This window comes from Kitasatospora mediocidica KCTC 9733, assembly GCF_000744225.1.
In the GTDB taxonomy this organism is placed as follows: Bacteria; Actinomycetota; Actinomycetes; order Streptomycetales; family Streptomycetaceae; genus Kitasatospora; species Kitasatospora mediocidica.
Genome location: NZ_JQLN01000005.1, coordinates 895,924 through 921,469, shown reverse-complemented (window position 1 = coordinate 921,469; position 25,546 = coordinate 895,924). Strand labels below are relative to the sequence as shown.

The 25,546-nt window shown below is 72.2% G+C and carries 23 protein-coding genes; 17 read left to right on the top strand and 6 right to left on the bottom strand.

Annotation, left to right across the window (positions count from 1 at the left end):
* Positions 1 to 21 precede the first annotated feature (21 nt).
* Positions 22 to 903 (top strand): formyltetrahydrofolate deformylase, encoded by an 882-nt coding sequence (gene purU, locus BS80_RS18105; RefSeq protein ID WP_035798682.1) that lies wholly within the window; start codon positions 22 to 24, stop codon positions 901 to 903.
* A gap of 28 nt (positions 904 to 931) precedes the next feature.
* Here purU and BS80_RS18100 read toward each other — a convergent pair whose 3' ends face one another.
* Together BS80_RS18100 and BS80_RS18095 are read right to left on the bottom strand one after the other, a co-directional pair.
* Positions 932 to 2,110 (bottom strand): hypothetical protein, encoded by a 1,179-nt coding sequence (locus BS80_RS18100; protein ID WP_035798680.1) that lies wholly within the window; start codon positions 2,108 to 2,110, stop codon positions 932 to 934.
* Positions 2,110 to 2,607, bottom strand: coding sequence for a sigma-70 family RNA polymerase sigma factor (locus BS80_RS18095; RefSeq protein WP_035798677.1), 498 nt, complete (start codon positions 2,605 to 2,607; stop codon positions 2,110 to 2,112). Before BS80_RS18095 ends, BS80_RS18100 begins: the two co-directional genes overlap by 1 nt.
* A 321-nt stretch (positions 2,608 to 2,928) precedes the next feature.
* Here BS80_RS18095 and BS80_RS18090 point away from each other — a divergent pair, with 321 nt between their 5' ends.
* On the top strand, positions 2,929 to 3,366 hold the full coding sequence (locus tag BS80_RS18090) for an ATP-binding protein (RefSeq protein ID WP_035798667.1): 438 nt from the start codon (positions 2,929 to 2,931) through the stop codon (positions 3,364 to 3,366).
* Positions 3,367 to 3,767: 401 nt separating this feature from the next.
* On the opposite strand, the gene BS80_RS18085 is transcribed toward BS80_RS18090, so the two are convergent.
* Positions 3,768 to 4,745 carry a GlxA family transcriptional regulator gene (locus tag BS80_RS18085; RefSeq protein ID WP_035798656.1) on the bottom strand — a complete coding sequence of 326 codons (978 nt, stop codon included), beginning with the start codon at positions 4,743 to 4,745 and terminating at the stop codon, positions 3,768 to 3,770.
* A 62-nt stretch (positions 4,746 to 4,807) separates the two neighbouring features.
* On the opposite strand from BS80_RS18085, the gene BS80_RS18080 reads away from it, so the two are divergent.
* From BS80_RS18080 to BS80_RS18055, 6 genes are all read left to right on the top strand, one after another.
* A complete protein-coding gene (locus BS80_RS18080; RefSeq protein WP_232246521.1) occupies positions 4,808 to 6,067 on the top strand; it encodes an MFS transporter in 1,260 nt (419 codons plus the stop codon).
* A 101-nt stretch (positions 6,068 to 6,168) separates the two neighbouring features.
* Complete coding sequence (locus tag BS80_RS18075) at positions 6,169 to 7,479, top strand: MFS transporter (RefSeq protein ID WP_157536352.1); 1,311 nt, start codon at positions 6,169 to 6,171, stop codon at positions 7,477 to 7,479.
* A 23-nt stretch (positions 7,480 to 7,502) separates the two neighbouring features.
* Positions 7,503 to 8,042, top strand: a complete 540-nt coding sequence (locus BS80_RS18070) for a GNAT family N-acetyltransferase (protein ID WP_035798653.1) — start codon at positions 7,503 to 7,505, stop codon at positions 8,040 to 8,042.
* Between the two features lie 129 nt (positions 8,043 to 8,171).
* A complete protein-coding gene (locus tag BS80_RS18065; protein ID WP_035798652.1) occupies positions 8,172 to 8,489 on the top strand; it encodes a DUF4229 domain-containing protein in 318 nt (105 codons plus the stop codon).
* Positions 8,490 to 8,508: 19 nt separating this feature from the next.
* A complete protein-coding gene (locus tag BS80_RS18060; protein ID WP_035798649.1) occupies positions 8,509 to 9,534 on the top strand; it encodes a LacI family DNA-binding transcriptional regulator in 1,026 nt (341 codons plus the stop codon).
* A gap of 96 nt (positions 9,535 to 9,630) precedes the next feature.
* Positions 9,631 to 12,912, top strand: a complete 3,282-nt coding sequence (locus BS80_RS18055) for an SdrD B-like domain-containing protein (protein ID WP_157536350.1) — start codon at positions 9,631 to 9,633, stop codon at positions 12,910 to 12,912.
* A 100-nt stretch (positions 12,913 to 13,012) separates the two neighbouring features.
* Here the strand turns inward: BS80_RS18055 and BS80_RS18050 are convergent, their stop codons facing one another.
* Positions 13,013 to 14,236 carry an MFS transporter gene (locus BS80_RS18050; protein ID WP_063772005.1) on the bottom strand — a complete coding sequence of 408 codons (1,224 nt, stop codon included), beginning with the start codon at positions 14,234 to 14,236 and terminating at the stop codon, positions 13,013 to 13,015.
* A 457-nt stretch (positions 14,237 to 14,693) separates the two neighbouring features.
* Between BS80_RS18050 and BS80_RS18045 the strand changes: the two genes are divergently transcribed.
* Positions 14,694 to 16,049 carry a dicarboxylate/amino acid:cation symporter gene (locus BS80_RS18045; RefSeq protein ID WP_035798643.1) on the top strand — a complete coding sequence of 452 codons (1,356 nt, stop codon included), beginning with the start codon at positions 14,694 to 14,696 and terminating at the stop codon, positions 16,047 to 16,049.
* A gap of 330 nt (positions 16,050 to 16,379) precedes the next feature.
* Here BS80_RS18045 and BS80_RS18040 read toward each other — a convergent pair whose 3' ends face one another.
* Entirely contained in the window at positions 16,380 to 16,583 is a 204-nt protein-coding gene (locus tag BS80_RS18040) for a cold-shock protein (RefSeq protein ID WP_035798641.1), read from the bottom strand.
* 409 nt (positions 16,584 to 16,992) lie between these two features.
* On the opposite strand from BS80_RS18040, the gene BS80_RS18035 reads away from it, so the two are divergent.
* The 6 genes from BS80_RS18035 to BS80_RS18010 all read left to right on the top strand — a co-directional run bounded on the left by BS80_RS18035 (position 16,993) and on the right by BS80_RS18010 (position 22,818).
* Entirely contained in the window at positions 16,993 to 17,889 is an 897-nt protein-coding gene (locus BS80_RS18035; RefSeq protein ID WP_035801733.1) for a menaquinone biosynthetic enzyme MqnA/MqnD family protein, read from the top strand.
* Positions 17,890 to 18,007: 118 nt separating this feature from the next.
* Positions 18,008 to 19,228 (top strand): cyclic dehypoxanthinyl futalosine synthase, encoded by a 1,221-nt coding sequence (gene mqnC, locus BS80_RS18030; protein ID WP_051966748.1) that lies wholly within the window; start codon positions 18,008 to 18,010, stop codon positions 19,226 to 19,228.
* The gene (locus BS80_RS18025; protein WP_035798639.1) at positions 19,228 to 19,866 is read left to right on the top strand and encodes an imidazolonepropionase-like domain-containing protein; all 639 of its coding nucleotides are present in this window, start codon (positions 19,228 to 19,230) and stop codon (positions 19,864 to 19,866) included. Before mqnC ends, BS80_RS18025 begins: the two co-directional genes overlap by 1 nt.
* Before the next feature lie 177 nt (positions 19,867 to 20,043).
* Positions 20,044 to 20,619 (top strand): hypothetical protein, encoded by a 576-nt coding sequence (locus BS80_RS18020; protein WP_157536349.1) that lies wholly within the window; start codon positions 20,044 to 20,046, stop codon positions 20,617 to 20,619.
* 81 nt (positions 20,620 to 20,700) lie between these two features.
* Positions 20,701 to 21,390 carry a demethylmenaquinone methyltransferase gene (locus BS80_RS18015; protein ID WP_035798636.1) on the top strand — a complete coding sequence of 230 codons (690 nt, stop codon included), beginning with the start codon at positions 20,701 to 20,703 and terminating at the stop codon, positions 21,388 to 21,390.
* 144 nt (positions 21,391 to 21,534) lie between these two features.
* Positions 21,535 to 22,818, top strand: coding sequence for a geranylgeranyl reductase family protein (locus BS80_RS18010; protein ID WP_035798634.1), 1,284 nt, complete (start codon positions 21,535 to 21,537; stop codon positions 22,816 to 22,818).
* 67 nt (positions 22,819 to 22,885) lie between these two features.
* Here BS80_RS18010 and BS80_RS18005 read toward each other — a convergent pair whose 3' ends face one another.
* Entirely contained in the window at positions 22,886 to 23,575 is a 690-nt protein-coding gene (locus BS80_RS18005; RefSeq protein ID WP_035798633.1) for a peptidylprolyl isomerase, read from the bottom strand.
* Between the two features lie 147 nt (positions 23,576 to 23,722).
* Between BS80_RS18005 and BS80_RS18000 the strand changes: the two genes are divergently transcribed.
* Positions 23,723 to 24,643, top strand: a complete 921-nt coding sequence (locus BS80_RS18000; protein ID WP_035798631.1) for a DMT family transporter — start codon at positions 23,723 to 23,725, stop codon at positions 24,641 to 24,643.
* 503 nt (positions 24,644 to 25,146) lie between these two features.
* Positions 25,147 to 25,506, top strand: coding sequence for an NADH-quinone oxidoreductase subunit A (locus tag BS80_RS17995; protein ID WP_030060100.1), 360 nt, complete (start codon positions 25,147 to 25,149; stop codon positions 25,504 to 25,506).
* Positions 25,507 to 25,546 lie beyond the last annotated feature (40 nt).

The following is a 25,546-nucleotide window of genomic DNA, read 5'->3' as shown; positions in this document are numbered from 1 at the left end:
GCCGTGTGGCAGGCTTGGCCAATGTCAATGCAGCAGGCCCCGGCGGAGCCCACCCAGTACGTGCTGACCCTCTCCTGTCCCGACAAGCAGGGGATCGTCCACGCGGTCTCCAGCTACCTGTTCATGACCGGCTGCAACATCATCGACAGCCAGCAGTTCGGCGACCGGGACAGCGACAGCGGCCTGTTCTTCATGCGGGTGCACTTCTCGGCCGAGCAGCCGGTCAGCGTCGACAAGCTGCGGGCCAGCTTCGCCGCGATCGGCGCCTCGTTCCGGATGGACTGGGCGATCCACCCGAGCGCGGAGCGGATGCGGGTGGTGCTGATGGTCAGCAAGTTCGGGCACTGCCTGAACGACCTGCTGTTCCGCACCCGGATCGGCGCGCTGCCGGTGGAGATCGCCGCGGTGGTCTCCAACCACGAGGACTTCGCCGAGCTCACCGAGTCCTACGGGGTCCCCTTCGTGCACCTGCCGGTCACCCGGGACACCAAGGCGCAGGCCGAGCAGCAGCTGCTCGACCTGGTCGAGGCGCAGGGGGTGGAGCTGGTGGTGCTGGCGCGCTACATGCAGGTGCTGTCGGACACCCTGTGCAAGGCGCTCTCCGGCCGGGTGATCAACATCCACCACTCGTTCCTGCCGAGCTTCAAGGGCGCCAAGCCGTACCACCAGGCGCACGCCCGGGGCGTGAAGCTGATCGGTGCGACCGCGCACTACGTGACGGCCGACCTGGACGAGGGGCCGATCATCGAGCAGGAGGTCGCCCGGGTGACGCACGACGTGTCGCCGGACCAGCTGGTCGCACTGGGCCGGGACGTGGAGTGCCAGGCACTCGCCCGCGCGGTGAAGTGGCACAGCGAGCACCGGGTGCTGCTGAACGGGTCCCGTACCGTCGTCTTCGCCTGAGGCCTGAGGCCTGAGGCCGGTCCGAGTCCTACGGCCGGGAGAGCAGCGGTACGGCCGTGAGCACCTCGCGGATGGCCGCCCGGTCGCCGTACTCGCCGACCGGGAGCCGCTCGGGATCGCGGTGCGCGGCGGCCAGCTGGCAGAACTCGATACCGTCCATCACCAGTTCGGCGACGAGCTCCGGGTCGGGGTTCGGGTCCGGGTTCGGGTCGGGTTCCGGGCGGCGCTCGGCGTCCAGCGGGATCAGCCACTCGCCGGCCGCCGGACCCTCGATCACCAACTTCAGCAGCCGGGCCGCCGGTTGCGGCCGGCCCCCGGCACCGGCGTACGCGGCCGTCCGCAGCCCGGCGAGGACGGTGGGCAGCATCCGGGCGGCCAGGTCCACCATCTGCCGCAGATGCTGCGGCGCCGGTCCGGCGTACGGGTAGTCGACAGCCCGCGCCACGTCCTCGCCGTGGATCCAGCACTCGAAGGCGCGGTCGACGAAGGCGTCCCGGACCGGCAGCTCGGCGCCCGGGCCGTACCGGACCAGCGCCGAACTGCCCGGCTGCACGGTGCGGATGACCGCCAGGCTCTGCTGGCGCCAGAGGGTGCGGACGGCGTCCGGGCTCAGGTCGGAGCGGGCCTCGGCCAGCAGGTCGCTGCGCTCCAGCAGATGGTCCCAGGGGTCGGCCGAGGACCGGGCCTGCGCGGGTACCCGGGGGAACGGATCGACCGGGCCGTGCGGATCCGCCGGCGCGGCCGAGCCGGCCGGTTCGACCGGATCGGGCAGTCCGAGTGCGACGGCCAGCAGCCCGTCCACCGCCGCCAGGTGGCAGAGCACCGCGGCCGGGTTGCGCCGCAGCACCCCGCCGTGCCAAGGCAGTTCGACGCTCTCCTGCCACTCGGAGCGGCCCAGGTCGCGCAGCAGGGCGTCCAGCTTGGCGGTCTCGGCGGCGTACGGTCCCACCCACGGCGCCAGCGGCAGTTCGGGTGCCCGGCGGGCCAGGCAGAAGTCCAGGACCTGCTGGCGCAGCCCGTCCGGGCGGTCCAACGGGTCGTCGGTGGAGAGCCGCGCGGCGGCGTGCCGCAGCCGGGCGCCCTCCTCGGCGCAGTCGGGGCACACGTCGAAGTGCCGCTCCAGCTCGCCCGCCTCGTCGGAGAGGCAGGCCCGCAGAGCCCACGCGCCGAGCAGGCCGCGCAGTGCCTCGTGTTCCAGCTCCGTCATCACGAGCCGAACTCCAGTTCCGATGCCAGCAGTTGCAGCCCGAGCCGGAGCCGTTGCTTGGCGACCTGCTCACTGATGCCCAGTTGACGGGCGGTCTCCTGATACGTCCGGCCGTCGGACCAGGCGGTTTCGATGGTCTGGCGCAGGGTGGGCGGCAGGGCGGCGACCACGTACTGCACCTGGGCGGTCGCCACCCGCTCGCTGATCTCCTCCGCGTCCAGCGCGCCCCGGCGCAGCCGCTGCACGGCACGCTGATGGGTGAGTTCACCTATCCAGGAGCGCAACGAACGCTCCGTCGGGTCGAACTCCTCCGGATGCGCCCAGAGATGGCCGAAGACCTCCCGGGTGAGCTGGGCCGCCGCACTCTCGTCCGCCAGGATGCGGCCGGCCAGGCCGTGCACCAGCGGTGACAGTTGGTCGTACAGCTCGCCGAGGGCGGACTCCTCACCCCGGGCCAGCCGGGAGCGCATCTGCTGGTCCCAGTCGGGGGCGGTCATGGCTCCACGGTATAGCGGGGAGCGGCCGCAGGGAGGCTATTCATACGAAGAGCAGCCACGGGCGTTCGAGCACACTGGACATATGTCGGACGGGTGGTTCGTCGCGTGGCCGCCACCGCACAGCAGGTCCGGAGCGGTACTTTCGTCACGCCCGTGCGGAGCTCACGAAGGTGAGCAGGCCAGTATGCACCGGCTTGTCCCCCGATCGCTGGAATATGCCCGAAGCACTTGCCGCACTGGTCCCCCCGGATCATCCTGGGCCGTATTGGTGCCGAAGCCATGACAGTCCGACCGGTAGATCGTCTCGCGGGTGGTGGAGCGGTGCAGGTGCTTCAGGTACAGCTGGCAGTGTCCGCCGACCCCGCTGAGGTCGGCCGGGCCCGCCGATGGGTGCGGACCAGGTTGCTCGCCCGCGGACTCGACACGGACGCGCCGTTCGCCGAGACGCTGGTGCTGGTGGTCTCCGAGCTGGTGACCAACGCCGTGGTGCACACGGGTTGTCCGGCCGTGCTGCGGCTGGTCTGGCCGGAGGGGCCCGGTCCGCTGCGGGTGGAGGTCGCGGACGCGAGCTGCACCGCACCGGCGCCGCGCTGCGCGGGCGGTGAGGCGACCAACGGGCGCGGCCTGGAGCTGGTCGAGCTGCTCTGCGAGCGCTGGGGCTGGTACCCGGACGGCTCGGGCAAGCGGGTCTGGTGCGAGCTGGACCACGGCGAGCCGGCCGCGCTGCCGGCGCGCGACCGCGCCGTGCTGACGGCCTGACCGGCTGTGGAGCCGGGAGCCGTTCGGGGCCTTTCGGGGCGGCTCGATGGCTGGTCCGAGCCGGTGTCAGGCCGAAAGTGAGTGCAACCATTCCGAATTTCGGACAAACCATTGACGTGACGTAGGCAGCTGATCACTCTTGGGTGCAGCTCTCCGACGCGAGGGGACGCCAAGGAACTGACGGTCAGGGGGATCGGAGCGCTCTCCGGTCGACCGCGGTGGCCTTGGCGAGTGCGGAGCGCCGCAGGACGGGTCAGGGCCCGTACCTGGCGGCCGCGCCGGTCCGTGCCCGGCGCGGCCGTTCTCCACCGGGGGCCTCCCGCCGTCGGCCCGCGAACGCACCGTCAACCCGGGACCGCACCGTCAGTCCGCGGCCGCACCGTCAGCCCGCGACCGCACCGTCAGTCCGCGGCCGCGCGGAAGGTGCGCCGATAGGTGCTCGGTGGCACGTCCAGCCGGCCGCGCAGCTGGGAGCGGAGCGAGGCCGCCGTGCCGAACCCGGACTGCCGTGCCACCTGGTCGATGCTCAGATCGGTCAGCTCCAGCAGCTCCCGGGCCCGCGCGGTCCGCTGCACCGTCAGCCACTGCCCCGGGCTGCTGCCGGTCTCCTCGCGGAACCGCCGGGTGAAGGTCCGCACGCTCATCCCCGCCCGGTCCGCCAGTTCGCGCAGCGCCGGCGGCTCGGCCAGGTGCTCCAGCGCCCAGGAGCGCGCGGCCGCGGTGCTGCCGGTCGGCGCCGCCGGGGGGACGGGCAGGTCCACGTACTGGCGCTGTCCGCCCTCGCGCCACGGCGGTACCAGGCAGTGCCTGGCCACCTGGTTGGCCACCGCGCCGCCGTGGTCGCGCCGGACCATGTGCAGGCAGAGGTCGACCCCGGCCGCCACCCCGCCGGAGGTCAGCACGTCGCCGTCGTCGGTGTAGAGGACGTCCGGGGCCAGCCGGACCTGGGGGAAGAGCTCGGCGAACCGGTCGGTGTAGCGCCAGTGGGTGGTGGCGGGACGGCCGTCCAGCAGGCCGGCCGAGGCCAGTACGAAGGCGCCGGTGCAGATCGAGGCCACCCGGGCGCCGGGCCGGATCCGCGCCAGGGCCGCGGCCAGCTCCGGCGTCAACCGGCCGTCCAGGTACGGCGGTCCCAGGTCGCGGGCGGCGGGCACCAGCACGGTGTCGGCCTGTTCCAGCAGTTCGGGGCCGTGGTCGACGGCGATCCGGAAGTCGCTGCTGGTGGCCACCGGGCCGCCGTCCATGGTGCACGTCTGCACCTGGTAGAGCGGGGAGCCGTCCGGAGCCGTGGCCGACCCGAAGATCCGTGAGGGGATGCCCAGTTCGAACGCGATCACCCGGTCGAGCGCGAGTACCGCGACGCGATGCAGTGCCGTCATAGCCACATTGTGATCCCAAAACCACTGGATATCCGCAGTGGTCTACACCAAAACTGCTGCCTGTGACTGATCAGGAGACCACCCGGCACGCCGATCGCCCGCTCCTCCCCGGACCGCCGCCGCCCGCCGGACCCGCCATCTGGTCCGGCGCGTTCCGGCTCTACTTCACCGCCCGCAGTTCGGGCCTGCTGGGCGACGCGATGCTGCCGGTCGCCGTCTCGGCCGGGCTGATCGGCTCCGGCCACGGCGTCGGCACGGTCGGCTACGCGCTGGCCTGGTGGCTGGGCCCGTTCGCCGCACTGATCCTCTTCGGCGGGGTGCTGGCCGACCGGTTCACCGCGCGCCGGATGATGATCGGCGCGGACTGCGCGAACCTGGTCACCCGGATCCTGCTGGCCGTGCTCTTCTTCCAGGGCATCGGCCACACCTGGCAGCTCTACGGACTGCTGGCGGTGGCCGGCGCCGCGGGCGCGATGTTCCAGCCCGGTGCGGCCAGCACCGTCCCGCTGGTGGCCCGCGACGTGCAGGGCGCCAACGGCGTGCTGCGGACGGCGGAGGCGGTCACCGCGCTGGTCGGCCCGGCGCTGGCCGGCGCGCTGGTCGGCGCGGCGGCCACCGGCTGGGTGATGCTGATCGCCGCGGCGACCTTCGGCCTCAGCGCGGTCTGCCTGCTGAGCCTGCGGCTCGGCCCGGTGCCCGCGCCGCCGCCCGGCGACAGCCTCTGGCGCAACCTGGTGGTCGGCTGGCACGAGTTCCGCTCGCGCAGCTGGATGTGGGGCGTGATCGTGATCTGGATGGGCTTCAGCGTGCTCGCGTACGGGCCGCTGATCCCGCTGACCGCGAGCCTGGTGGTGCCCGCGCACGGCTCGGCGGTGTACGGGCTGCTCAGTTCGGCGTTCGGGGTCGGCACCGTGCTCGGCGGCCTGCTGGCGATCCGCTTCAAGCCGGTCCACCCGCTCGCCGTGGGCGGCCTGGCGATGCTCACCTTTCCGCTCTACCCGATCGGGATCGCGCTGGACCTGCCGCTCCCGCTGCTGGTGCCGGCCTTGGTGGTGTGCGGCGCGGGCAACACCTTCTGGGGCGTCATGTGGGCCACCAGCGTGCAGACCCAGGTGCCGGGCGAGGTGCTGAACCGGATCCACGCCTACGAGGTGGCCGGCTCGGTCTGCATGGTCCCGCTCGGCAGCGCGCTGGCGGGACCGGCCGCCGGTGCCTTCGGGGCCCGGGCGGTCCTGTACGGCGGTGCGGTGGTCGGGCTGCTGGTGGTGGCCGCACTGCTGCTCACGCCGCCCATTCGCGGCCTGCGTCGGGCGGGCAGCTGAAGGCGTCGGCCAAAACCAACCGGGGGGTGTGGCCGGATCCTTGCGGAAGATGGCAGTCAGGCCACTCGTCCGGGCGGCGGCGGCCCGTGAGACTCGGCCGGGTGACCGAACTGAGCACGGCCCCCCACCGGCAGGACCAGCGCCCCGACCGCCCGCCGCGGCTGCACTACGCGTGGGTGGTGGCCGCCGTGGCACTGCTCGTCCTGGTCGGCTCGGCCGGTTTCCGGTCCGCCCCCAGCCTGATGATGGACGCCTGGAACAGCCAGTTCGGCTGGTCCCGGGCCACGATCGGCAGCGCCGTCTCGGTCAACCTGGTGCTGTACGGGCTGACCGCGCCGTTCGCCGCCGCGCTGATGGACCGGTTCGGCGTCCGGTTGGTCACCGTCTGCGCGCTGCTGACCATCTCGATCGGCTCCGGGCTGACCGTCCTGATGACGCAGAGCTGGCAACTGGTGCTCTGCTGGGGTGTGCTGGTGGGCCTGGGCAGCGGTTCGATGGCGGGGGCCTTCGCCAGCACCATCAGCGGCCGCTGGTTCCAGGCCCGCCAGGGGCTGGTGACCGGTGTGCTGACGGCGGCCGGCGCGGCCGGGAACCTGGTCTTCATGCCGGTCCTCGCCTGGCTGGTGCAGGCGCAGGGCTGGAAGGCCGCGGTGGTGGTGGTCTCGCTCTCGGCGACCGTGGTCTCCGTCCCGGTGCTGCTGCTGATGCGCGAGCGGCCGGCCGACCTCGGCCTGCTGCCCTACGGCGCCCGCCCGGGCGATCCGGTGCCCGCCCGGCCAGACGGCAGCGCGCTGGCCCGTACCCTGCGAGTGCTGCGGACGGCCGCCCGGCACCGCGCGTTCTGGCTGCTCGCCGGGTCGTTCGCGATCTGCGGGGCGACCACCAACGGACTGGTCGGGACACACTTCATCCCCGCCGCGCACGACCACGGCCTGCCGGAGACCACGGCGGCGAGCCTGCTCGCGCTGATCGGCCTCTTCGACGTGGTCGGCACGGTCGCGAGCGGCTGGTTCACCGACCGGGTGGACTCGCGCCGGCTGCTGATCGTCTACTACACGCTGCGCGGCATCTCGCTGGTCCTGCTGCCGCAGCTGTTCGCCGGCACGCTCAAGCCGCCGATCCTGGCCTTCGTGATCTTCTACGGCCTGGACTGGGTCGCCACCGTCCCGCCCACCGTGGCGCTCTGCCGCCGGCACTTCGGCGAGGACGCCCCGATCGTCTTCGGCTGGGTGCTGGCCTTCCACCAGATCGGCGCCGCGGTGGTCGCCACGCTGGCCGGCCTGGTGCGCGACAAGCTGGGCGACTACACGCTCGCCTGGTACGGCGCGGGCGGACTGTGCGCGGTCGCGGTGCTGCTCTGCCTGGCGCTGCGGTCGGGCCGCCCGGGCGCGGAGGCGGCCGCGGCCGCCTGACGGCCGTGGCCGAGAATGGCCCGATGAGCCTGCACTTCGCGCTGGACCCCGACCTGACCGACGAGCTGGGCGCGGAGATCCTCACGCTCTGGACCGACGCCAGCAACGCCGGCGGCGCCGTCGGCTTCGTCCCGCCGGTCACCGAGGACGACGTCCGGGCCACCGCGGCCAAGCAGCTCGCCGCCGTCGGCACGGCCGAGGACCCCTGGGCCGACCGGCTGCTGGTCGCTCGGGAGACGGCGGACGGCCGGCTGGCCGGGGTGCTCTTCTTCGAGTCGATGCGCTTCGGCCTGATGGACCACTGGCGGCTGCTCGCGCGGGTCATGGTCCACCCCGACTTCCAGGGCCGGGGTTACGGCGGGCAGCTGATGGCCCAGGCGGAGCGGGTCGCCCGGGACTGGGGGCTGGCCGGGCTGCGGCTGACGGCACGCGGCGGCCAGGGCCTGGAGCGGTTCTACCAGCGCTGCGGCTACCGGGAGGTGGGCCGGGTGCCCGGCGCGATCCGGATCGGGGCGGGGGACGACCGGGACGAGATCACCTTCTGGCTGGAGCTGCGCCCGTAGGGCCTGTCGGTGCTCGGTGGCGGGCATGCTTCACTGGGAGGCCGGTCCGCCCCGTCCGGTCGGGCCGGTCACCGCACAGCCGTCCGCCCCGCAGCCCCACCGCCGTACCCGTGAAGAAGGAAGCCTTCCGTGAGCACGAAGTCGCACGCCACGCTCCGATACACCTCCCTGCGGGCCAGCATCTTCCTCGCCTGCCTGCTGATCGCCACGCTGCTGGGCCACTTCGGGATCATCCCGGTGGCGGGCCCGGCCGGGGTGATCTTCCTGGTCCTGCTCGCGGGCCTGGTCTCGGCCCCGATCAGCTACGTGGTGCTGAGCAAGCAGCGCGACGAGATGTCGGAGCAGATCGTCGGCAAGGTGGAGGGGCTGCGCACCCGCACCAGTCGGCGGATCGCGGCGCAGAACGCCGAGGAGGACGCGGCCGACGACGCCGCGCGGGCGCAGTAGGCGCAGGTCCGGCACCGAGGTGAAGCAGCCGTCCGCCCCCCAGGAGCACAGGTCCACGCCGCGTCGCCCGACCGGGCGCGACGTGGCGCAGCTGGCCGGTGTCTCGCAGGCCACCGTCTCGCTGGTGTTCTCCGGCTCCGAGGCGGGCCACCGGGTTTCCGAGACCACCCGGCAGCGGGTGCTGGACGCGGCGCGCGGCCTCGGCTACCGGCCGCAGGCGGCCGGCCGGCAGCTGCGGCTGGGTCGCAGCGGCATGGCGCTGCTCGCGGTGCCGAACCTCCAGGGACCGTTCTTCGGCCGGGTGCTGGCGGGCGTGCACGAGGAGGCGGCGCGGCACGGGCTGGCCGTGGTGGTCAGCTCCGGGTGGAACGCCGCGACGCTGGCCGAGGCGGCCACCACCAGCCGGTTCGACGGCCTGCTGATCTGCTCCCCGGACGACGGCCAGCTCGGCGCGCTGCCGCCCGGCACCCCGGCGGTCTTCCTGGACGCCGACCCGGCCACCGCCGGCGGCGCCCCCACCGTCGAGCTCGACCTCGCGGGCGGCATGCGGGCGGTCGTCGCGCATCTGGTGGGGCTCGGCCACCGGCGGATCGGACGGCTGCGCTCGTCCCACGCCGCGTACACCTTCCGGGTCCGGCAGGCCGCCTTCGAGCAGGCCGCCCGGGGCCTGGAGGTGCTGGAGCTCGGGGTCCGGCTGAACAACGGGGCAGCCGCGGCCCGGCTGGCCGGGCTCGAACTGCTGGACCGGCCCGACCGGCCGCGGGCCGTGGTCTGCGACGACGACGTGGTGGCCTCCGGGCTCTACCAGGCGGCGGCCGAGCTGGGGTTGCGGATCCCGGCGGACGTCTCGGTGGTCGGCATCGACAACGTCGCGGTGGCCGGACTGCTCACCCCGCCGCTGACCACGCTGGACCTGCCGGGCGAGCGGTTGGGCCGGGCCGGGATCGCGGCGCTGGCCGGGCTGCTGCACGGGGAACCGGTGCGGGAGGTCGAGCCGCTGACCACCTCACTGGTCGTCAGATCGTCGACCGTGGCGGTCTGCTGACCCGGGTGACGATCGGCTGAGCCGATCGTGTGAAACGTCGTCCGATCAGATCGCGTCGACGCGTCGGTGCGGCGGTGGTCGGTTGAACTGCTGATCATGCGGACGAATCACAGTCGGCCCCGGCCCGGACCCCGGCTCAGAGCAGCCCGGTTCGGCGTGGCCCTGGGCCTGCTAGCAGGCTCACTCTTCACTGGCGCGGCGCTGGCCCCGCCCGCTCAGGCAGCCGTCACCTTCAGCAAGACCGTGGACAAGGCCACCGTGGCGCCGGGCGAGAACGTCACGTTCACCCTCCGGTACACCTGCTCGGTCACCGACTGCGCCAACGGCGTGATCACCGACAGCCTGCCGCCCGACATGGAGTTCGTCGGCTGGACGCCGGACGCCTCCTCGGTGGACGTGCCGGGGTCGAGCGTGCCGGCCGTCGGGTCCAAGGGCGGCACGCTGAAGATCAAGCTGCTCGACCTGACGCCGGGCACCACGGCCGGCATCCAGGTGGTGCTGAAGTACCCCAACTTCAGCACCGCCAACGGCACCAAGGACACCAACTCGGCCACCCTGACCGCCGACGGCGAGCCCGTGCAGACCGGAACGGCGAGCACCATGGCCGTGGTCCAGCCGCAGTACACGGTGACCAAGGGGGTGCAGAACACCAGCCAGGACGGCCGGACGGTCACCTACCAGTTCAGCGCCTGCTCCAAGGACCGGGTGCCCAACGTCGACCTGGACGCCTCCCACCTGACCGACACCCTGCCGGTCGGCGCCGTCGTCGACACCGCGCGCTCGCCCGGCTGGTCGCAGGTCAGCACCGACCCGAACGTCTGGACGTATGACATCGGGGCCTTCCGCTCCGGCAACGGCCAGGCAGGCTGTCGCACCCCCGGCGTGATGGTGGTCGACTACCCCCTCCCCACCTTCCCCAACGGCACCACCTCCACCAACCGGGTGACGCTCAGCGGTGACCCGCTGGGACCCGACGCCGACCGGGAGCTCTCCAGCGCGGACGCCACCACCAGTCCGTTCCAGCCGCCCGTCACCGGCGTCCAGGTCCAGGCCCGCAAGACCTGGCCGTCCGGCGCGACCTCCGGTGACGTCGCCGGGTTCAGCCTCTTCGCCACCAACCTGGCCGCTCCGGCCACCAGCCTGGTGATGACCGATCCGGGCAACGGCACCACGGCGGGCCTCTACAACTGGTTCGCCCCGCAGTCCGTCCAGCTCGACGCCTGGAACCCGAGCAGCATCGCGCTCACCCTGGAGTACCGGCTCGACGGCGATCCGGCCTGGCACGCCTTCACCCCCGGGACCGCCTTCAACGGCGCCGCCGCCCGCCGGATCACCTTCGCCGAGGGGGCCGGCGACCCCGCGAACGACGTGCTCGGCATCCCGGCCGGCCGCTGGCTGGACGGCCTGCGGTTCAGCTGGAACGGCCCCATCCCCACCGGCTGGAGCCCGGGCAACTCGGTGCAGGTCCTGGTGCAGGTGCTGGCCACCGGACACGACGGCCGCAGCGCGCCGAAGCCGCTGACCAACTGCGTCGACGTGGCCGGCACCGACGGCAGCAACACCTCCATGTCCAACGCCTGCGCCGACCTGACGGTCACCGACGGCACCAACCTCGGCGCCGCCAAGACCACCACGGCCGGCGCGGTGCTGGCCCCCGGCGCGACCGCGACCTTCCAGGTGATCCCCTACAACCGCACCGGCCGGGTGCTGGACAAGCCGCTGGTCCTCTTCGACCTGCTGCCGCCCGGGCTGGTCTACGTCGAGGGGTCCGCCCGGCCCGACCCGGCCTACCCCGAGGCGAAGGGCCCGCAGGAGGTCGTGGTGCTGCCCGGCCGGGACGGCCGCCAGCTGCTGCGGATGACCTGGCCGGCCGGCAGCCCCGACATGATGTACCTGCACGACAGCCGCGCCTACCGGACGCTGATCGACGCCCAGGTGGCCGGCAGCGCCTCGGCCGGGACGCTGACCAACGACATCTACGTGACCGTCGACGGCCCGTCCGTGCCGGTGACCTGCATGAACTTCGGCACCGACACCGGCGTCCCCGACACCACGGACCTGAACGGCAACGGCGACACCACCGAGAAGCTCTGCCACGCCTCCTCGCAGGTCGAGGTGCAGGTGCCGAAGGTGCTGCGGGCGTTCAAGGAGGTCAAGGGCGACCTGGACGCGGATTACGGCAGCGTGGGCACCACCTCGCCGGGCGGCTCGCTGTCGTACCGGATGACCGTGCGCAACGACTCGGCGGAGGCGGTCACCGACTTCGTCGCCTACGACCGGCTGCCCGGCCCGGGCGACGGGTACGTGCTGCGTCCGGACATCGCGCGTGGCAGCGGCTGGACGCCCTCGCTCACCCAGCCGCTGGTCAGCAGCGATCCGACGGTGGTGATCGAGTACACCACCGACCCCAACCCGTGCCGGCCGGCCGAGCTGCCCGCGCCCGGGCCGTGCAACGCCGGGGCGGCCTGGAGCACGACCTTCCCCGGGCCCGGGGCCGCCACCTGGTTCCGGATCCACCGGCCCGGCAGCCTGCCGCCGGGCGGGGTCTTCACGCTGAGCTGGCCGATGGTCGCCTCGATCGATGCGCCGGACCAGAGCTTCGCGTGGAACAGCTTCGCCTACACCGCCACCGACTCGACCGGGAGCCCGCTGCTGCCCGCCGAGCCGGCCAAGGTCGGCATCGCGGTCAAGCGGCCGGACCGGCCGTTCAACGCGCTGGGCGATCTGGTCTGGGACGACGTCAACCAGGACGGTCTGCAGCAGCCCGGTGAGCCGGGCGTGCAGGGCGTGACCGTTCACTTGTTGGACGGAACGGGAATGGTGATCCGAAACAAGAGCGGTGCTCCGGTCACGACAGTCACTGACGCCAACGGGCACTACCTCTTCGCGGACCTCCCGGACGGCAGCTACTCGGTCCGGTTCGACCTGGCCATGCTGCCGAAGGGGGCCACGGTCACCCGGCGGCACGTGGGCGCCGACCCGGCGCTGGACTCCGACGCCGACCCGGCCACCGGGGTGACGCAGACGGTCGCGCTGAGCGGCGGGATGCGGTACCTCGACCTGGACATGGGGCTGATCCTGCCGGTCCCGCCGACGCCCCCGACGCCGCCGCCGACGCCTCCCACCCCGCCGCCGACGCCTCCCACCCCGCCGCCGACGCCCCCGACGCCGCCGCCGACGCCTCCCACCCCGCCGCCCACGCCGCCGACCCCGCCGGTGCCGTCGCACTCCTGGCACCCGTGGCACCCGGACGGTGAGCTGCCGCACACCGGTGCCGGCGCTCCGGTCACGCTGTTCGCCGCCCTCGCGGCGATCCTGACGGCCGGTGGCACGGTCCTGTTCCTGGCGACCCGCCCACGCCGGGGCCGCCACGGCTGACGACCACCGCGCGCGTGAACGGCAGCGCGCCACCACCCGTCGTGGGTGGTGGCGCGCTGCCGTCTGCGGGGAGCGGGAGCGGGCCCGGCCGTCGTCCGGTTCAGGCGGCGGTGACCAGCCCGGCGACCTGGCTGCCGTCGTCGCCGCCGACCGGAGCCGTCCCGAACAGGCGGCGGGCGCCGAACAGCAGCAGGGCGCCCAGCGAGATCCCGCCGACCGAGCACCAGGCCACCGCCGTCAGCGAGTTCGCGACCAGCGAGCCCGAGACCGCGTAGCCCAGCGCGTTCCCGGTGGCGAAGAGGGTGACCAGCCAGGCGAACGCCTCGGTCACCGTGCCGGTCGGCGCCAGCTCGGCGACCAGGACGAACGCGGCCGCCAGCAGCGGCGCCAGGCCGATGCCCGAGAGCAGCGCCAGCCCGGCCATCGGCCCGGCGCCCGGAAGCAGCAGCAGCGGCAGGTAGGAGAGGGCCATCGCGAGCGCCAGCACCCAGGTGCGGGTGGCGGTGCTGCTGCGCCACTGGACCGCGCCGTACCCGAGCGCGCCGACCAGCCCGCCGAGGGCGGCCAGCGCCAGCAGGGTCCCCGCGCCGCCGACGAGTTGGCCGTGGTGGCGCTCGGCGTACGCGATGAAGAGGACGTTCTGCGAGCCGACCGTCCAGCCCGCGCCGGCCAGGCCGACCAGCAGCAGCACCAGGCCGGGGGAGCGCAGCGGCCCGAGCAGTCCGGCGCCGTGCCCGCGCGGCGGCGCCTGCCAGGCGCGGGCCGGGGCGGCGGTGGCCACCACCAGGGCGCCGAGCAGGCCGAGGCCGGCCGCTGTCCAGAGCGCGGCGACCGGGCTCAGCCAGCCGGCGATGCCGGCCACCGCTAGCGGCCCGGCGACGTAGAGGATCTGCTGGGAGGCCGAGTCGAAGGCGTAGGCGGTGTCGAGCTGCTCCTCCTCGACGACGACCGGCCAGAGCGCGCGCAGGCACGGCTCCAGCGGCGGCATCGCGAGTCCGGCGATCGCGGCTCCGACCGGCGCGCCGATCGGGCTGCCGGGCGTCAGGGCGAGGAGCGCATAGCCGAAGCCGGCCACCACGGCGGCGCAGAGCAGCACCCGGGGTTGGCCGGTGCGGTCGACGATCCGTCCGAGCACCGGTCCGCCGACCGCTGCGGCGATCGCGTAGGCGGCGGTGGCCAGGCCGATCCTGCTGTAGGGCGCGCCGGCCTCGCGCAGTGCGAGGGCGATGACCAGGGCGGTCATGCCGGCCGGGAGGCGGCCGAGCAGGGTGCCGAAGAGCAGCCGGGTGACGTGCGGGGCGCGGAGCAGGGCGAGGTAGCCCACGGGGTGTCTCCCGGGCGGCAGGGGTGCTGGACCCTATGAAGTTATACGTATAACCGATCGCCGGTCAATCCGATATGCCTGAGAGTGGGTGGGGTGGAGATGGGTCGTTCGTGCCCGCATCTCAAACAAGTACTTTGAACATCTCAAATCTTTACTGCTAACGTGTCGCTCATGACCACCTCAGGCGCACCCCGGCAGCAGGACATGAGCGGCCCGCTCATGCCGTGCGCGCTGCCGTCGATGCCGTGCCGCCTGACCGCCGGTGGTGCCGTGGACAGCCGCGGCGCGTGTCGCCCCCCGCGTCGCAGCTGTAGCTAGGCGGTACGAAGCTCCGCTCCACCGAACACCCGGGTTTCTCCCTGTCCGGGTGGGTTTGCGTCGTCGTGCCGCCCGCTCCCCTCCCCTCTCCTTCTGCTTTCTCCTCGCCCGCCACGCCCTTCCCCGGAGCCGTCCCGCCATGTCCGCAGCACCAGCCGCCCAGCCGTCCTCCACCGCGCCGCCCTCGGCGCTCGCCCGGATCCGCCGCACCCCGTTCTGGGTGCAGATCGTCGCCGGGCTCGTGCTCGGCGTGCTGCTGGGCTTCGTCGCCCGGCAGAACGACGTCTCCTGGCTCACCACCACGCTGGACACCATCGGCAAGACCTTCGTCCAGCTGCTGAAGCTGGCCGTCCCGCCGCTGGTGTTCACGGCGATCGTGGTCTCCATCGCCAACCTCCGCAATGTCACCAACGCCGCCCGGCTGGCGGCGCGAACACTGCTCTGGTTTCTGATCACCAGTCTCATCGCGGTCTCCATCGGCCTGACGATCGGTCTGGTCACCAATCCCGGCCGCGGCACCCACCTCTCCACCACCGGCCTCAAGGCCCCCGCGGACTCCGGCTCCTGGGTCGACTTCCTGACCGGGATCATCCCGACCAACATCGCGGACGCCTTCCTCAAGGTGAACGTCCTGCAGATCGTCTTCCTCGCCGTGGTGGCCGGTGCCGCGATCCTGAAGGTCGGCGAGAAGGCCGCGCCGATCCTCCGGTTCAACGAGTCGCTGCTCGAACTCGTGCAGACCGCCCTGTGGTGGGTGATCCGGCTCGCCCCGCTCGGCACCCTCGGCCTGATCGGCAAGTCGGTCGCCGTGTACGGCTGGGACCTGCTCCAGCCGCTGGCCACCTTCACCGCCGACATCTACCTCGGCTGCGCCCTGGTGCTGTTCGGCGTCTACTCGCTGCTGCTGCGCTTCGTCGGCGGACTCAACCCGCTCAACTTCTTCAAGGGCGCCTGGCCCGCCATCCAGTTGGCCTTCGTCTCACGCTCCTCGGTCGGCACCCTGCCGGTCACCCGCCGGGTCACCGAGCGCCTCGGCGTCCCGAGCGAATACGCCAGCTTCGCCGTCCCGTTCGGCGCGACGACCAAGATGGACGGCTGCGCCGCGATCTACCCGTCGATCGCCGCGATCTTCGTGGCCCAGGTCTACGGCATCCACCTCGGGATCGGCGACTACCTGCTGATCGCCTTCGTCTCGGTGATCGGCTCCGCCGCCACCGCGGGCCTCACCGGCGCCATCGTGATGCTGACCCTGACCCTCTCCACCCTCGGCCTCCCGCTGGAGGGCGTCGGCCTGCTGCTCGCCATCGACCCGATCCTGGACATGATGCGCACGGCGACCAACGTGGCCGGCCAGTCGGTGGTCCCGATCCTGGTCGCGGCCCGCGAGAAGACCCTCGACCTCGCCGCCTACAACAGCCCGACCGGCGACCTCGACCCGGGCAAGGCGGTCGAGAGCAGGACGGCCGCGACCGAGAAGGTTCTGACTGCCGCCTGATGAACGGCGCGAGCCCCTCCCCCTTCAGATGATCACCTGAGGGAGGAGGGGCTCGCGGGTCGGGTCGAGCGGTGCCGTCGGTCCAGCTGGAGCGAGGAGGCCTGGTCGTTGAACGAGGCCGGTACATCCGTGCAGTGGCCGGATGCGACGGTGAACGCGGTGCCCTGGTAGCCGGGCGGGGAGTCACCAGCCAACGGCAGGGGGCCCGCCGGTCGTGTGACGCGGCGGGCCCCCTTGGTACTGCAAGTCATGCTCTGCGGCCCTGGGGAGGGCCGACGAGGGACCCGGCACGGGGCGAGGTCCTGAGCGATCAGGTCATCCGGAGGATGATCAAACGACGCTGACGTTCTCCGCCTGCGGGCCCTTCGGGCCCTGGGTGACGTCGAACGAGACCGCCTGGTTCTCCTCCAGCGAGCGGAAACCGTTCGCGTTGATGGCGGAGTAGTGGACGAAGACGTCGGGGCCGCCGCCGTCCTGGGCGATGAAGCCGAAGCCCTTCTCAGCGTTGAACCACTTGACGGTTCCCTGAGCCATGCCGTTCTCCTTGCGAGGGACGTGGTGGACACCACACCGTGTGGCATCCGGTCCGCTGCGCTGATCGCCCCGCCTCCGGGCGGGCCCGGAGTTTTTCGCAAACATGCTGAAAAACTACAAAAAGCCCGCGGGTTACATGCTCCGCAGGCTTCAAGTACTGCAAGGGGAATCAAACTGCAACTGGGTGGAACGGTAGCACGCAGGCGCGGCCTCGACCAGAGGTCTCCTGAGCCGCCCGAGTGGTGTCCGACCGGTCTGTCAGCGGTCCGCGGGTGGTCCGGCGGTGGAGCGTCGATGGTGTGTCGGGGAGGGGGGTGGAGGGGCTGCGGCCAGGCACGGGCATACCCTGCGAAGACAGGACGAACGGGCAAGGGAGCGCGCGGTGGCTGGTCTGGTGGAAGGCTCTGGGATCTCGGGCGGCGCGAGCCGTACGGACGTCGAGGCGGGGCAGCGGGCGGTGCGCCCCCGAGTCGGCCACATTCAGTTCCTGAACTGTCTGCCGCTCTACTGGGGGCTGGCCCGCACCGGCAGCCTGCTCGACCTCGACCTCGCCAAGGACACCCCCGAGAAGCTGAGCGACCGCCTGGTCGACGGCTCGCTCGACATCGGTCCGATCACCTGCGTGGAGTACCTGCGGCACGCCGACGAGTTGGTGGTGCTCCCGGACATCGCGGTCGGCAGCGACGGGCCGGTGATGTCCTGCGTGATCGTCAGCAAGGTCCCGCTCGCCGAACTGGACGGCCGCCCGGTCGCGCTGGGCTCGACCAGCCGGACGTCCGTCCGGCTGGCCCGGCTGCTGCTGGAGGAGCGCGAGGGGGTCCGTCCCGAGTACTTCAGCTGCCCGCCCGACCTGGACGCGATGCTCGCGCAGGCCGACGCCGCGGTGCTGATCGGCGACCCGGCGCTGCGGGCCACCCTGGAGTCCACGCCGGAGAGCGGCCTGACGGTCCACGACCTCGGGCTGATGTGGAAGGAGTGGACCGGGCTGCCGTTCGTCTTCGCGGTCTGGGCGGCCCGGCGGGACTTCGCCGACAGCCGGCCCGGGACGGTGGCGGAGGTGCACCGGGCGTTCCTGGAGTCCCGGGACCTCTCCATGGCCGAGGTCGGGCAGGTGGCCGCGCAGGTGGCGCGCTGGGAGAACTTCGACGCGGCGGTGCTGGAGCGCTACTTCGGCGAGGCGCTGGACTTCTCGCTGGGCGAGCGGCAGTTGGCCGGGATCGCCGAGTTCGCCCGCCGGGTGGGCCACGACAGCGGGTTCGCGCCCGACGTGGTGGTCCGACTGCTGGAGCCGGCCGTCCCGAACTAGTGCCCGCGGAGGGCCCTGCGGAGGGCTCCGGGCGTGGCGGGCGAACTGCCCCGAGCGGCCCCGGGGCCCTGGCGTAGGCTGGTCCGGTCATCTCTCCGGACAGAAAGTAGGCCCCCAGGTGTCCGAGCCCGCAGCGACCTCCGACGCGCCCAGCACCGATCTGCAGGCCGTCCTCGACCGGGCCGCGGCCGGGGGCCGGATCTCCGCGGAGGAGGCCCTGGAGCTCTACCGCTCCGCCCCGCTGCACGCCCTCGGCGCGGCCGCCGACGCGGTGCGCCGCCGCCGCTACGCCGGTACCGAGCACATCGCGACGTACATCATCGAGCGCAACATCAACTACACCAACGTCTGCGTGACGGCCTGCAAGTTCTGCGCGTTCTACGTGGCGCCGAAGAGCGACAAGGGCTGGTCCCGCGACCTCGACGAGATCCTGCGCCGCTGCGCGGAGACGGTCGAGCTGGGCGGCACCCAGATCATGTTCCAGGGCGGCCACCACCCGGACTACGGCGTCGAGTACTACGAGCGCGCCTTCTCCGCCATCAAGGCCGACTTCCCGCAGCTGGTGATCCACTCGCTGGGCGCCTCCGAGGTCGAGCACATGGCGCGGCTCTCCAAGGTGTCGGTCGAGGAGGCGATCACCCGGATCCACGCGGCCGGCCTGGACTCGTTCGCCGGCGCCGGCGCCGAGCTGCTGCCGGAGCGTCCGCGCAAGGCGATCGCGCCGCTCAAGGAGTCCGGCGAGCGCTGGTTGGAGATCATGGAGATCTCGCACGGCCTGGGAGTGGAGTCCACCTCCACCATGCTGATGGGCACCGGCGAGACCAACGCCGAGCGGATCGAGCACCTGCGGATGATCCGCGAGGTGCAGGACCGGACGGGCGGCTTCCGCGCGTTCATCCCGTACACGTACCAGCCGCAGAACAACCACCTCAAGGGCTCCACCCAGGCCACCGTCTTCGAGTACCTGCGGATGATCGCGATCGCACGGCTCTTCCTCGACAACGTGGCGCACATCCAGGGCTCCTGGCTGACCACCGGCAAGGAGGCCGGCCAGCTCTCGCTGCACTACGGCGCGGACGACCTGGGCTCGGTCATGCTGGAGGAGAACGTGGTCTCGGCGGCCGGCGCCAAGCACCGGTCCAACCTCACCGAGCTGATCCACCTGATCCGCACCGCCGGGCGCACGCCCGCGCAGCGCTCCACCACCTACCAGCACCTGCGGGTGCTGGACGACCCGGCGAACGACCCGGTCGACCCGCGGGTCGCCTCGCACATCGCCTCCACCGCGATCGAGGGCGGCACCGCGCACCCGGAGCTGAAGATCCTCAGCACCACCTGATGCTGACCCTGCACCGGGCCACCGTCCTGGTGGCCTCCAGCACCGCCCCGCCGGTCTCCGACGGGGCGGTGCTGGTGCGCGGGGACCGGGTGGCGGCGCTCGGCCGCTACGACGAGCTGGCCGCCGGGTACCCCGAGGCCCGGGTGCGCGCCTGGGAGGGGACGCTGACCCCGGGCCGGGCCCACCCGTACGGCGGGGCCCTGCTGGAGCGGTGCTACCACCCCGACCCGCGTGAGGAGCTGGGCGAGGACCCGTTGGCGCCGCCGCGCGAGCTGACCGACGCCGAGTGGGGCGGCAGTGCCCGGCGCGGACTGCAACGGCTGCTCGCGCACGGGGCGACCGCGCTGGCCGGTCCGTTCGAGCGCACGGCGGTGCGGACGGCGGTGAGCCGCTCCGGGCTGCTGGTGGTGCCGCCGTTCACCGGGCTGACCGAAATCGGTCTCACTCCGACCGATTCGGATCCCTTTGTGGCCGAACTGCTGCTCGGTCCCCAAGCGTTCTCGACGACCGTTCCGCACGGTGCGCTGACCCCCGGGGGCCGGGCCGACTTCGCGGTCTTCGAGCCCGCCGAAACCCCCGCCGACCAGGCCTGTACGGCCACCGTGCTGGCCGGACGGCTGCTGCACCGCCGGCGCTGAGCCGTGCTCCGGGGGATCGTCGGCGTCCGAACTCCGTCCGTGTGCCGACGTCCTGATACCCCCTCGCCGTGACCTGAGGGGGCGCCAGCAGTTACGATCCCGGTCAGTCCCGCGTGGCCCGTCCCGGCGAAGCAGGACACCTCACCGCGCCTTACGGAAGCCAGGTCACCGCTCAGCATGCGATCCCCGTCCGCCACCCCCAGGATCGGCCGAGGTTGGTACCTCGGGGCGGTGCTCAGCGCCGTGCTGGCGCTCGGCATGTGCGTGCTCGGCTGGCGACAGGCCGACCTCGCGGACCGGATCGGCGCGCACCCGGTGCGGGTGCAGGGGACCGTCACCCAGCTGCCGGGCGGCAGCGCCACCTACAGTTCCGTCAGCTACCAGGCCGACGGCGGGCAGCGGCGCGCCACCGACCTCACCCTGCCGACCACCGCCAAGGTCGGCGACCCGATCTGCTTGGAGCACGCCGCCGACGACGCGGGCGCGGTCCGGGTCTGCGACCAGCACTACCCGCAGGCCGCCGGGGTCCGGCTGGCGCAGACCAGCGTGCCGGTCGCGCTGGTGCTCTTCGCGCTCTGCATGGCGCGGATCCTGCGGTTCCGGCGTGCGGAGGGGGTCCGGGTGCGCGGCGAGCGCAGGATCCGCGCCACGATGGCCTTCGCGACCGAGGCGCTGGCCGACGGAATGCCCGCGATCACCCACGGCAAGCGCTCCCGGCGACGGCGCAAGGGCGGCCGCCGCGCGCTGCGCTGAGCGTGCGCCGGGTGCGCTGCGGGACGCCGGGCCGAGCCCGCGCGCGGGACTGTCGTCGCCAGGGTGAAGAATAGGGGCGTGATGACCCGAGCCTCTCTGGACAAGCAGCCGCACGAAGTCGCCGCCATGTTCGACGACGTCGCGGCCAAGTACGACCGGACCAACGACGTGCTCTCGCTCGGCCAGGCCCGCGCCTGGCGCCGCGCGGTGGCCGAGGCGGTCGACGCCAAGCCCGGTGAGCTGGTGCTGGACCTCGGCGCGGGCACCGGCACCTCCTCGCTCCCGTTCGCGGAGGCCGGCGCCAAGGTCGTCCCGTGCGACTTCTCGATCGGCATGCTCGCCGAGGGCAAGCGCCGCCACCCCGAGCTCCCGCTGACCGCCGGCGACGCGACCCGGCTGCCTTTCGCGGACGCCTCGTTCGACGCCGTCACGATCTCCTTCGCCCTGCGCAACGTGCAGGACACCGACGCGGCGCTGCGCGAGATGCACCGGGTCACCAAGCCCGGTGGCAAGGTCGTGATCTGCGAGTTCTCCACCCCGACCTGGACGCCGCTGCGGACCGTCTACACCGAGTACCTGATGCGCGCCCTGCCGCCCGTCGCGACCCGGGTCAGCAGCAACCCCGACGCCTACGTCTACCTCGCCGAGTCGATCCGCGCCTGGCCCGACCAGCCCGAGCTGGCCGTCAAACTCCAGCAGGCCGGCTGGACGAAGGTCGCCTGGCGCAACCTCACCGGCGGCATCGTCGCCCTGCACCGCGGGACCCGCTGAGCGGCGGAGTTCTTTGTGGCGCAGCCGGTCGGCGGCTCCCGCCAGGACTTCGAGGCGGCGGCGGGAGCGTAGCGGTGGGTGCGCCGTAGACTGCTCGGGACCGTCAGCCCGTGCCCTGCCGCTGTGTTCAGGAGTGTGCCCACCGTGACCGAGACTGCCGTCGAGAGCGCTGCTGACGTCATCGTGGTGGGAGCCGGCCCGGCGGGGGCGACCACGGCGTACTACCTCGCCCAGGCCGGGCTCGACGTGCTGCTGTTGGAGAAGACCGAGTTCCCGCGCGAGAAGGTCTGCGGGGACGGGCTGACCCCCCGGGCCACCAAGCAGCTGGTGGACATGGGGATCGACGTCTCCACCTCCAACGGCTGGCTGCACAACAAGGGGCTGCGGATCATCGGCGGCGGGGTCCGGCTGGAGCTGGACTGGCCGGAGTTGTCCGCGTTCCCGGACTACGGACTGGTGCGCAAGCGGGCCGACTTCGACGAGCTGCTGGCCCGTCAGGCCGAGAAGGCCGGCGCCCGGCTGTACGAGCGCTGCAACGTCTCCGGCCCGGTGCTCGACGAGCGCACCGGGCGGATCGTCGGGGTGAGCGCGAAGCTCGGCGCGGAGAAGCGCGAGGTCACCTTCCGCGCCCCGCTGGTGGTCGCCGCCGACGGCAACTCCACCCGGCTCTCGCTCGCGATGGGCCTGCACCGCCGCGAGGACCGTCCGATGGGCGTCGCCTACCGGACGTACTTCACCTCGCCGCGGCACGACGACGACTACCTGGAGTCCTGGCTGGAGCTCTGGGACACCCGTGGTGGCGACAAGAAGCTGCTGCCCGGCTACGGCTGGATCTTCGGGATGGGCGACGGGACCTCGAACGTCGGCCTCGGCATCCTCAACTCCTCTCCCGCCTTCGGGGAGTTGGACTGGCGTGAGGTCCTCAAGGCGTGGTGCGCGAACATGCCCGAGGAGTGGGGCTACACGCCCGACAACATGACCGACCCGATTCGCGGCGCGGCCCTCCCGATGGCGTTCAACCGTCAGCCGCACTACACCCGCGGTCTGTTGCTGGTCGGCGACGCGGCGGGCATGGTCAACCCGTTCAACGGCGAGGGCATCGCCTATGCGATGGAATCCGGCCAGATCGCGGCCCGCACCATCGTCCAGGCCAACGCCCGGGTCACCCCCGCAGGGCGCGAGCGCGCGCTGCACGCCTACCCGGCGACCCTCAAGGACGTCTACGGCGGCTACTACACGCTGGGGCGCGGCTTCGTGAAGCTGATCGGCAACCCGAAGATCATGCAGCTCGCCACCCAGCGCGGGCTCACGCACCCGATGCTGATGAAGTTCGTGCTGAAGATGCTGGCGAACCTGACCGACCCGCAGGGCGGCGACGCGATGGACCGCATCATCAACGGGCTGGCCAAGGTCGCCCCGAACGCCTGAGCCCGAACGCCCGCCCTCCACGGCGGAGCCGGCCGGGGACCACGCCTGTGGTCCCCGGCCGGACGCGTCAGCGGCTGTTGCTGATCTTCACGTGCTTGATGTTGACCGGGAGGGTCGGGAAGCCGTCGCCCGGACCGTTCTGGTCGTCCTCGCCGCCGGCGGCGATCTTCTGCAGGACGTCCAGTCCGGCGGTGATCTTGCCGAACGGGGTGTAGGCGGGGGACAGCTTGGTGTCCTTCCAGACGAAGAAGAACTGGCTGCCGTTGGTGTTCGGGCCCGCGTTGGCCATCGCGACGGTGCCGGCGGGGTAGGTGGCGCCGGTCAGGTTCTCGTCGTTGAAGGAGTAGCCGGGGCCGCCGCTGCCGGTGCCGGTCGGGTCGCCGCACTGCAGGACCCACAGGCGCTGGGTGGTGAGCCGGTGGCAGTGGGTGTCGTCGAAGTAGCTGTGGTCGGCGAGGAAGCGGAACGAGAAGGTGGTGCAGGGCGCCTGCGCGGTCAGCGCCTGGAAGGTGATCGAACCCTGGCTGGTCTTCAGCGTCGCGCTGTAGGGCTTGGCGGCCTTCTTGGCGTCGAAGACCGGGATGCCCTGGAAGTTGTCGGCGGGCACCGAGGCCGTGTAACCGCAGGAGGCCGTGGGGGTGGTGGCCGCCGGGGCCGCCTTGGCGTCGGGGGAGACGGTGGCGGCGGACGCGGCGCTGGTGGCGCCGAGGACCAGGGCGGCTGCGGCAGCGGCGGTGACGAGACGCTTGCGGGGCATGGGTGGGGCCTCCGGGGAAGACGAGCCTGGCATGTCCACCCCATCGTGCCCAGGGGGCACTTGAATCATGTCTAAAGCCGTTGATCATACGGCTGGCGCTCGACGAGGATGACTGATTCGCCGTCCTGCCTCGGAGGTAACGCCCGCATGAGAACGCCTTCACAAGCCGCGCCCCGCGGGATCGTCGCCGACCTTCCCGTCCTGCTGGTCGCGGTGGTCTGGGGTTCCAGCTACCTCGCGGTCAAGCATCTGGCGACGCCGTCCACCGTGCTGGCGACGCTGGTGCTGCGCTTCGGCCTGGTGCTGCCGCTGCTCGCGGTGCCGGCCTGGCGGGGTCTGCGCGGACTGAACCGTCGCGAGTGGCTGGGCGGTGCGTTGCTCGGCGGCATCCTCGGCGCGATCTTCCTGGTGGAGACCTACGGCGTGCTGCACACCTCGGCGACCAACGCCGGGCTGATCATCAGCCTGACCATGGTCCTCACTCCGCTCGCGGAGAGCCTGGTCGGCCGCTCACCGCTCCCACGCGCCTTCGTCGCCGCAGCCGGGACCTCGGTGCTCGGGGTCGCCCTGCTCACCGAGGGCGCGGGCCTGCGCGCCCCCTCGGCCGGCGACCTGCTGATGCTCGGCGCGGCCGTGATCCGCACCGTGCACCTGCTGACGATGTCGCGCAGCAGCGCGCTGCGGGACACCGACTCGACAGCCCTGACCTGGGTCCAACTCGCCACGGCAGGAATGGTGTTCGCCGTCGCGGCGCCGTTCGCCGGCCCGAGCCCGTGGGCGCTGGCGGCCTCCTACGGCGCCGCGCAGTGGGCCGACCTGCTCTACCTCGCACTGTTCTGCACGCTGCTCGCGTTCCTGGTCCAGATGTGGGCGGTGCGGTCCACCTCGCCGTCCCGGGTCAGCCTGCTGCTCGGCACCGAGCCGCTCTGGGCGGCGGTGGTCGGCGTCGCGCTGGGCGGCGACCGGTTGGTCCCGCTCGCGTTCCTCGGCGGCGTGCTCGTGCTGGCCGGCACCGCGTGGGGCCGCCGCGCGCTGCACCCGGGCGCGCTGGAGCCGCTGCCGGCCTAAGACCGACCCTGATCCCGAACGGGCCCCCGATCCCCGAACAGGCCCCCGCGCACCGACCGGTGCACGGGGGCTTTCGTGCGCTTGTGAACGAAAGGTCAAGCGAGGGCGCCGGGGTGGCCACCCGGGAGGGTGAGGGCTCTTAGCACGTCAACCTGAGGCCCGTAAATTTGCGATGGGCGCGCGATAGTTGATATAGACGCACGGCTCTGACCAGTCACTTCGCCGATGAATATGACACTTTGTGACCATTTGGGTTCGTTGTGTTCATATCTCGCGACTAGCCGCCATTGCGACCGGTTCGCGAGGTGGCGTAGATCACAAAGATCCCCATGAACTGCGTGTCGCAGATCACAAGTCGACGGGCATAGGATGCGCTCGATCCAGGCTTTGTGAACTGCCTCACATGAGGTGGATCTCGGGAACTGGATCACGGGTTCACCCCACAGTGACCCGGCAGTTCCGATCTGCAGTCAAGGACGACTGGACGGAGGGAGCGGCGGTACATGAATGCCTACGCACCGATCCTCGTACTCGGTGCCATCGCGGCGGCGTTCGCGGTCGGCTCCGTCGTGATGGCTTCGCTGACGGGCCCGAAGCGCTACAACCGGGCCAAGTTGGAGGCGTACGAGTGCGGTATCGAACCGACCCCGCAGCCGGTGGGCGGCGGACGGTTCCCGATCAAGTACTACCTGACGGCGATGCTCTTCATCGTCTTCGACATCGAGATCGTCTTCCTCTACCCGTGGGCGGTCACCTTCGACGCCCTGGGGATCTTCGGGCTGGTCGAGATGCTCCTCTTCATCGCCACCGTGTTCGTCGCCTACGCGTATGTCTGGCGACGTGGCGGCCTGGAGTGGGACTAAGTACAACTGCATTGCAGTCAGCCGGATTTGAGGCCACTGA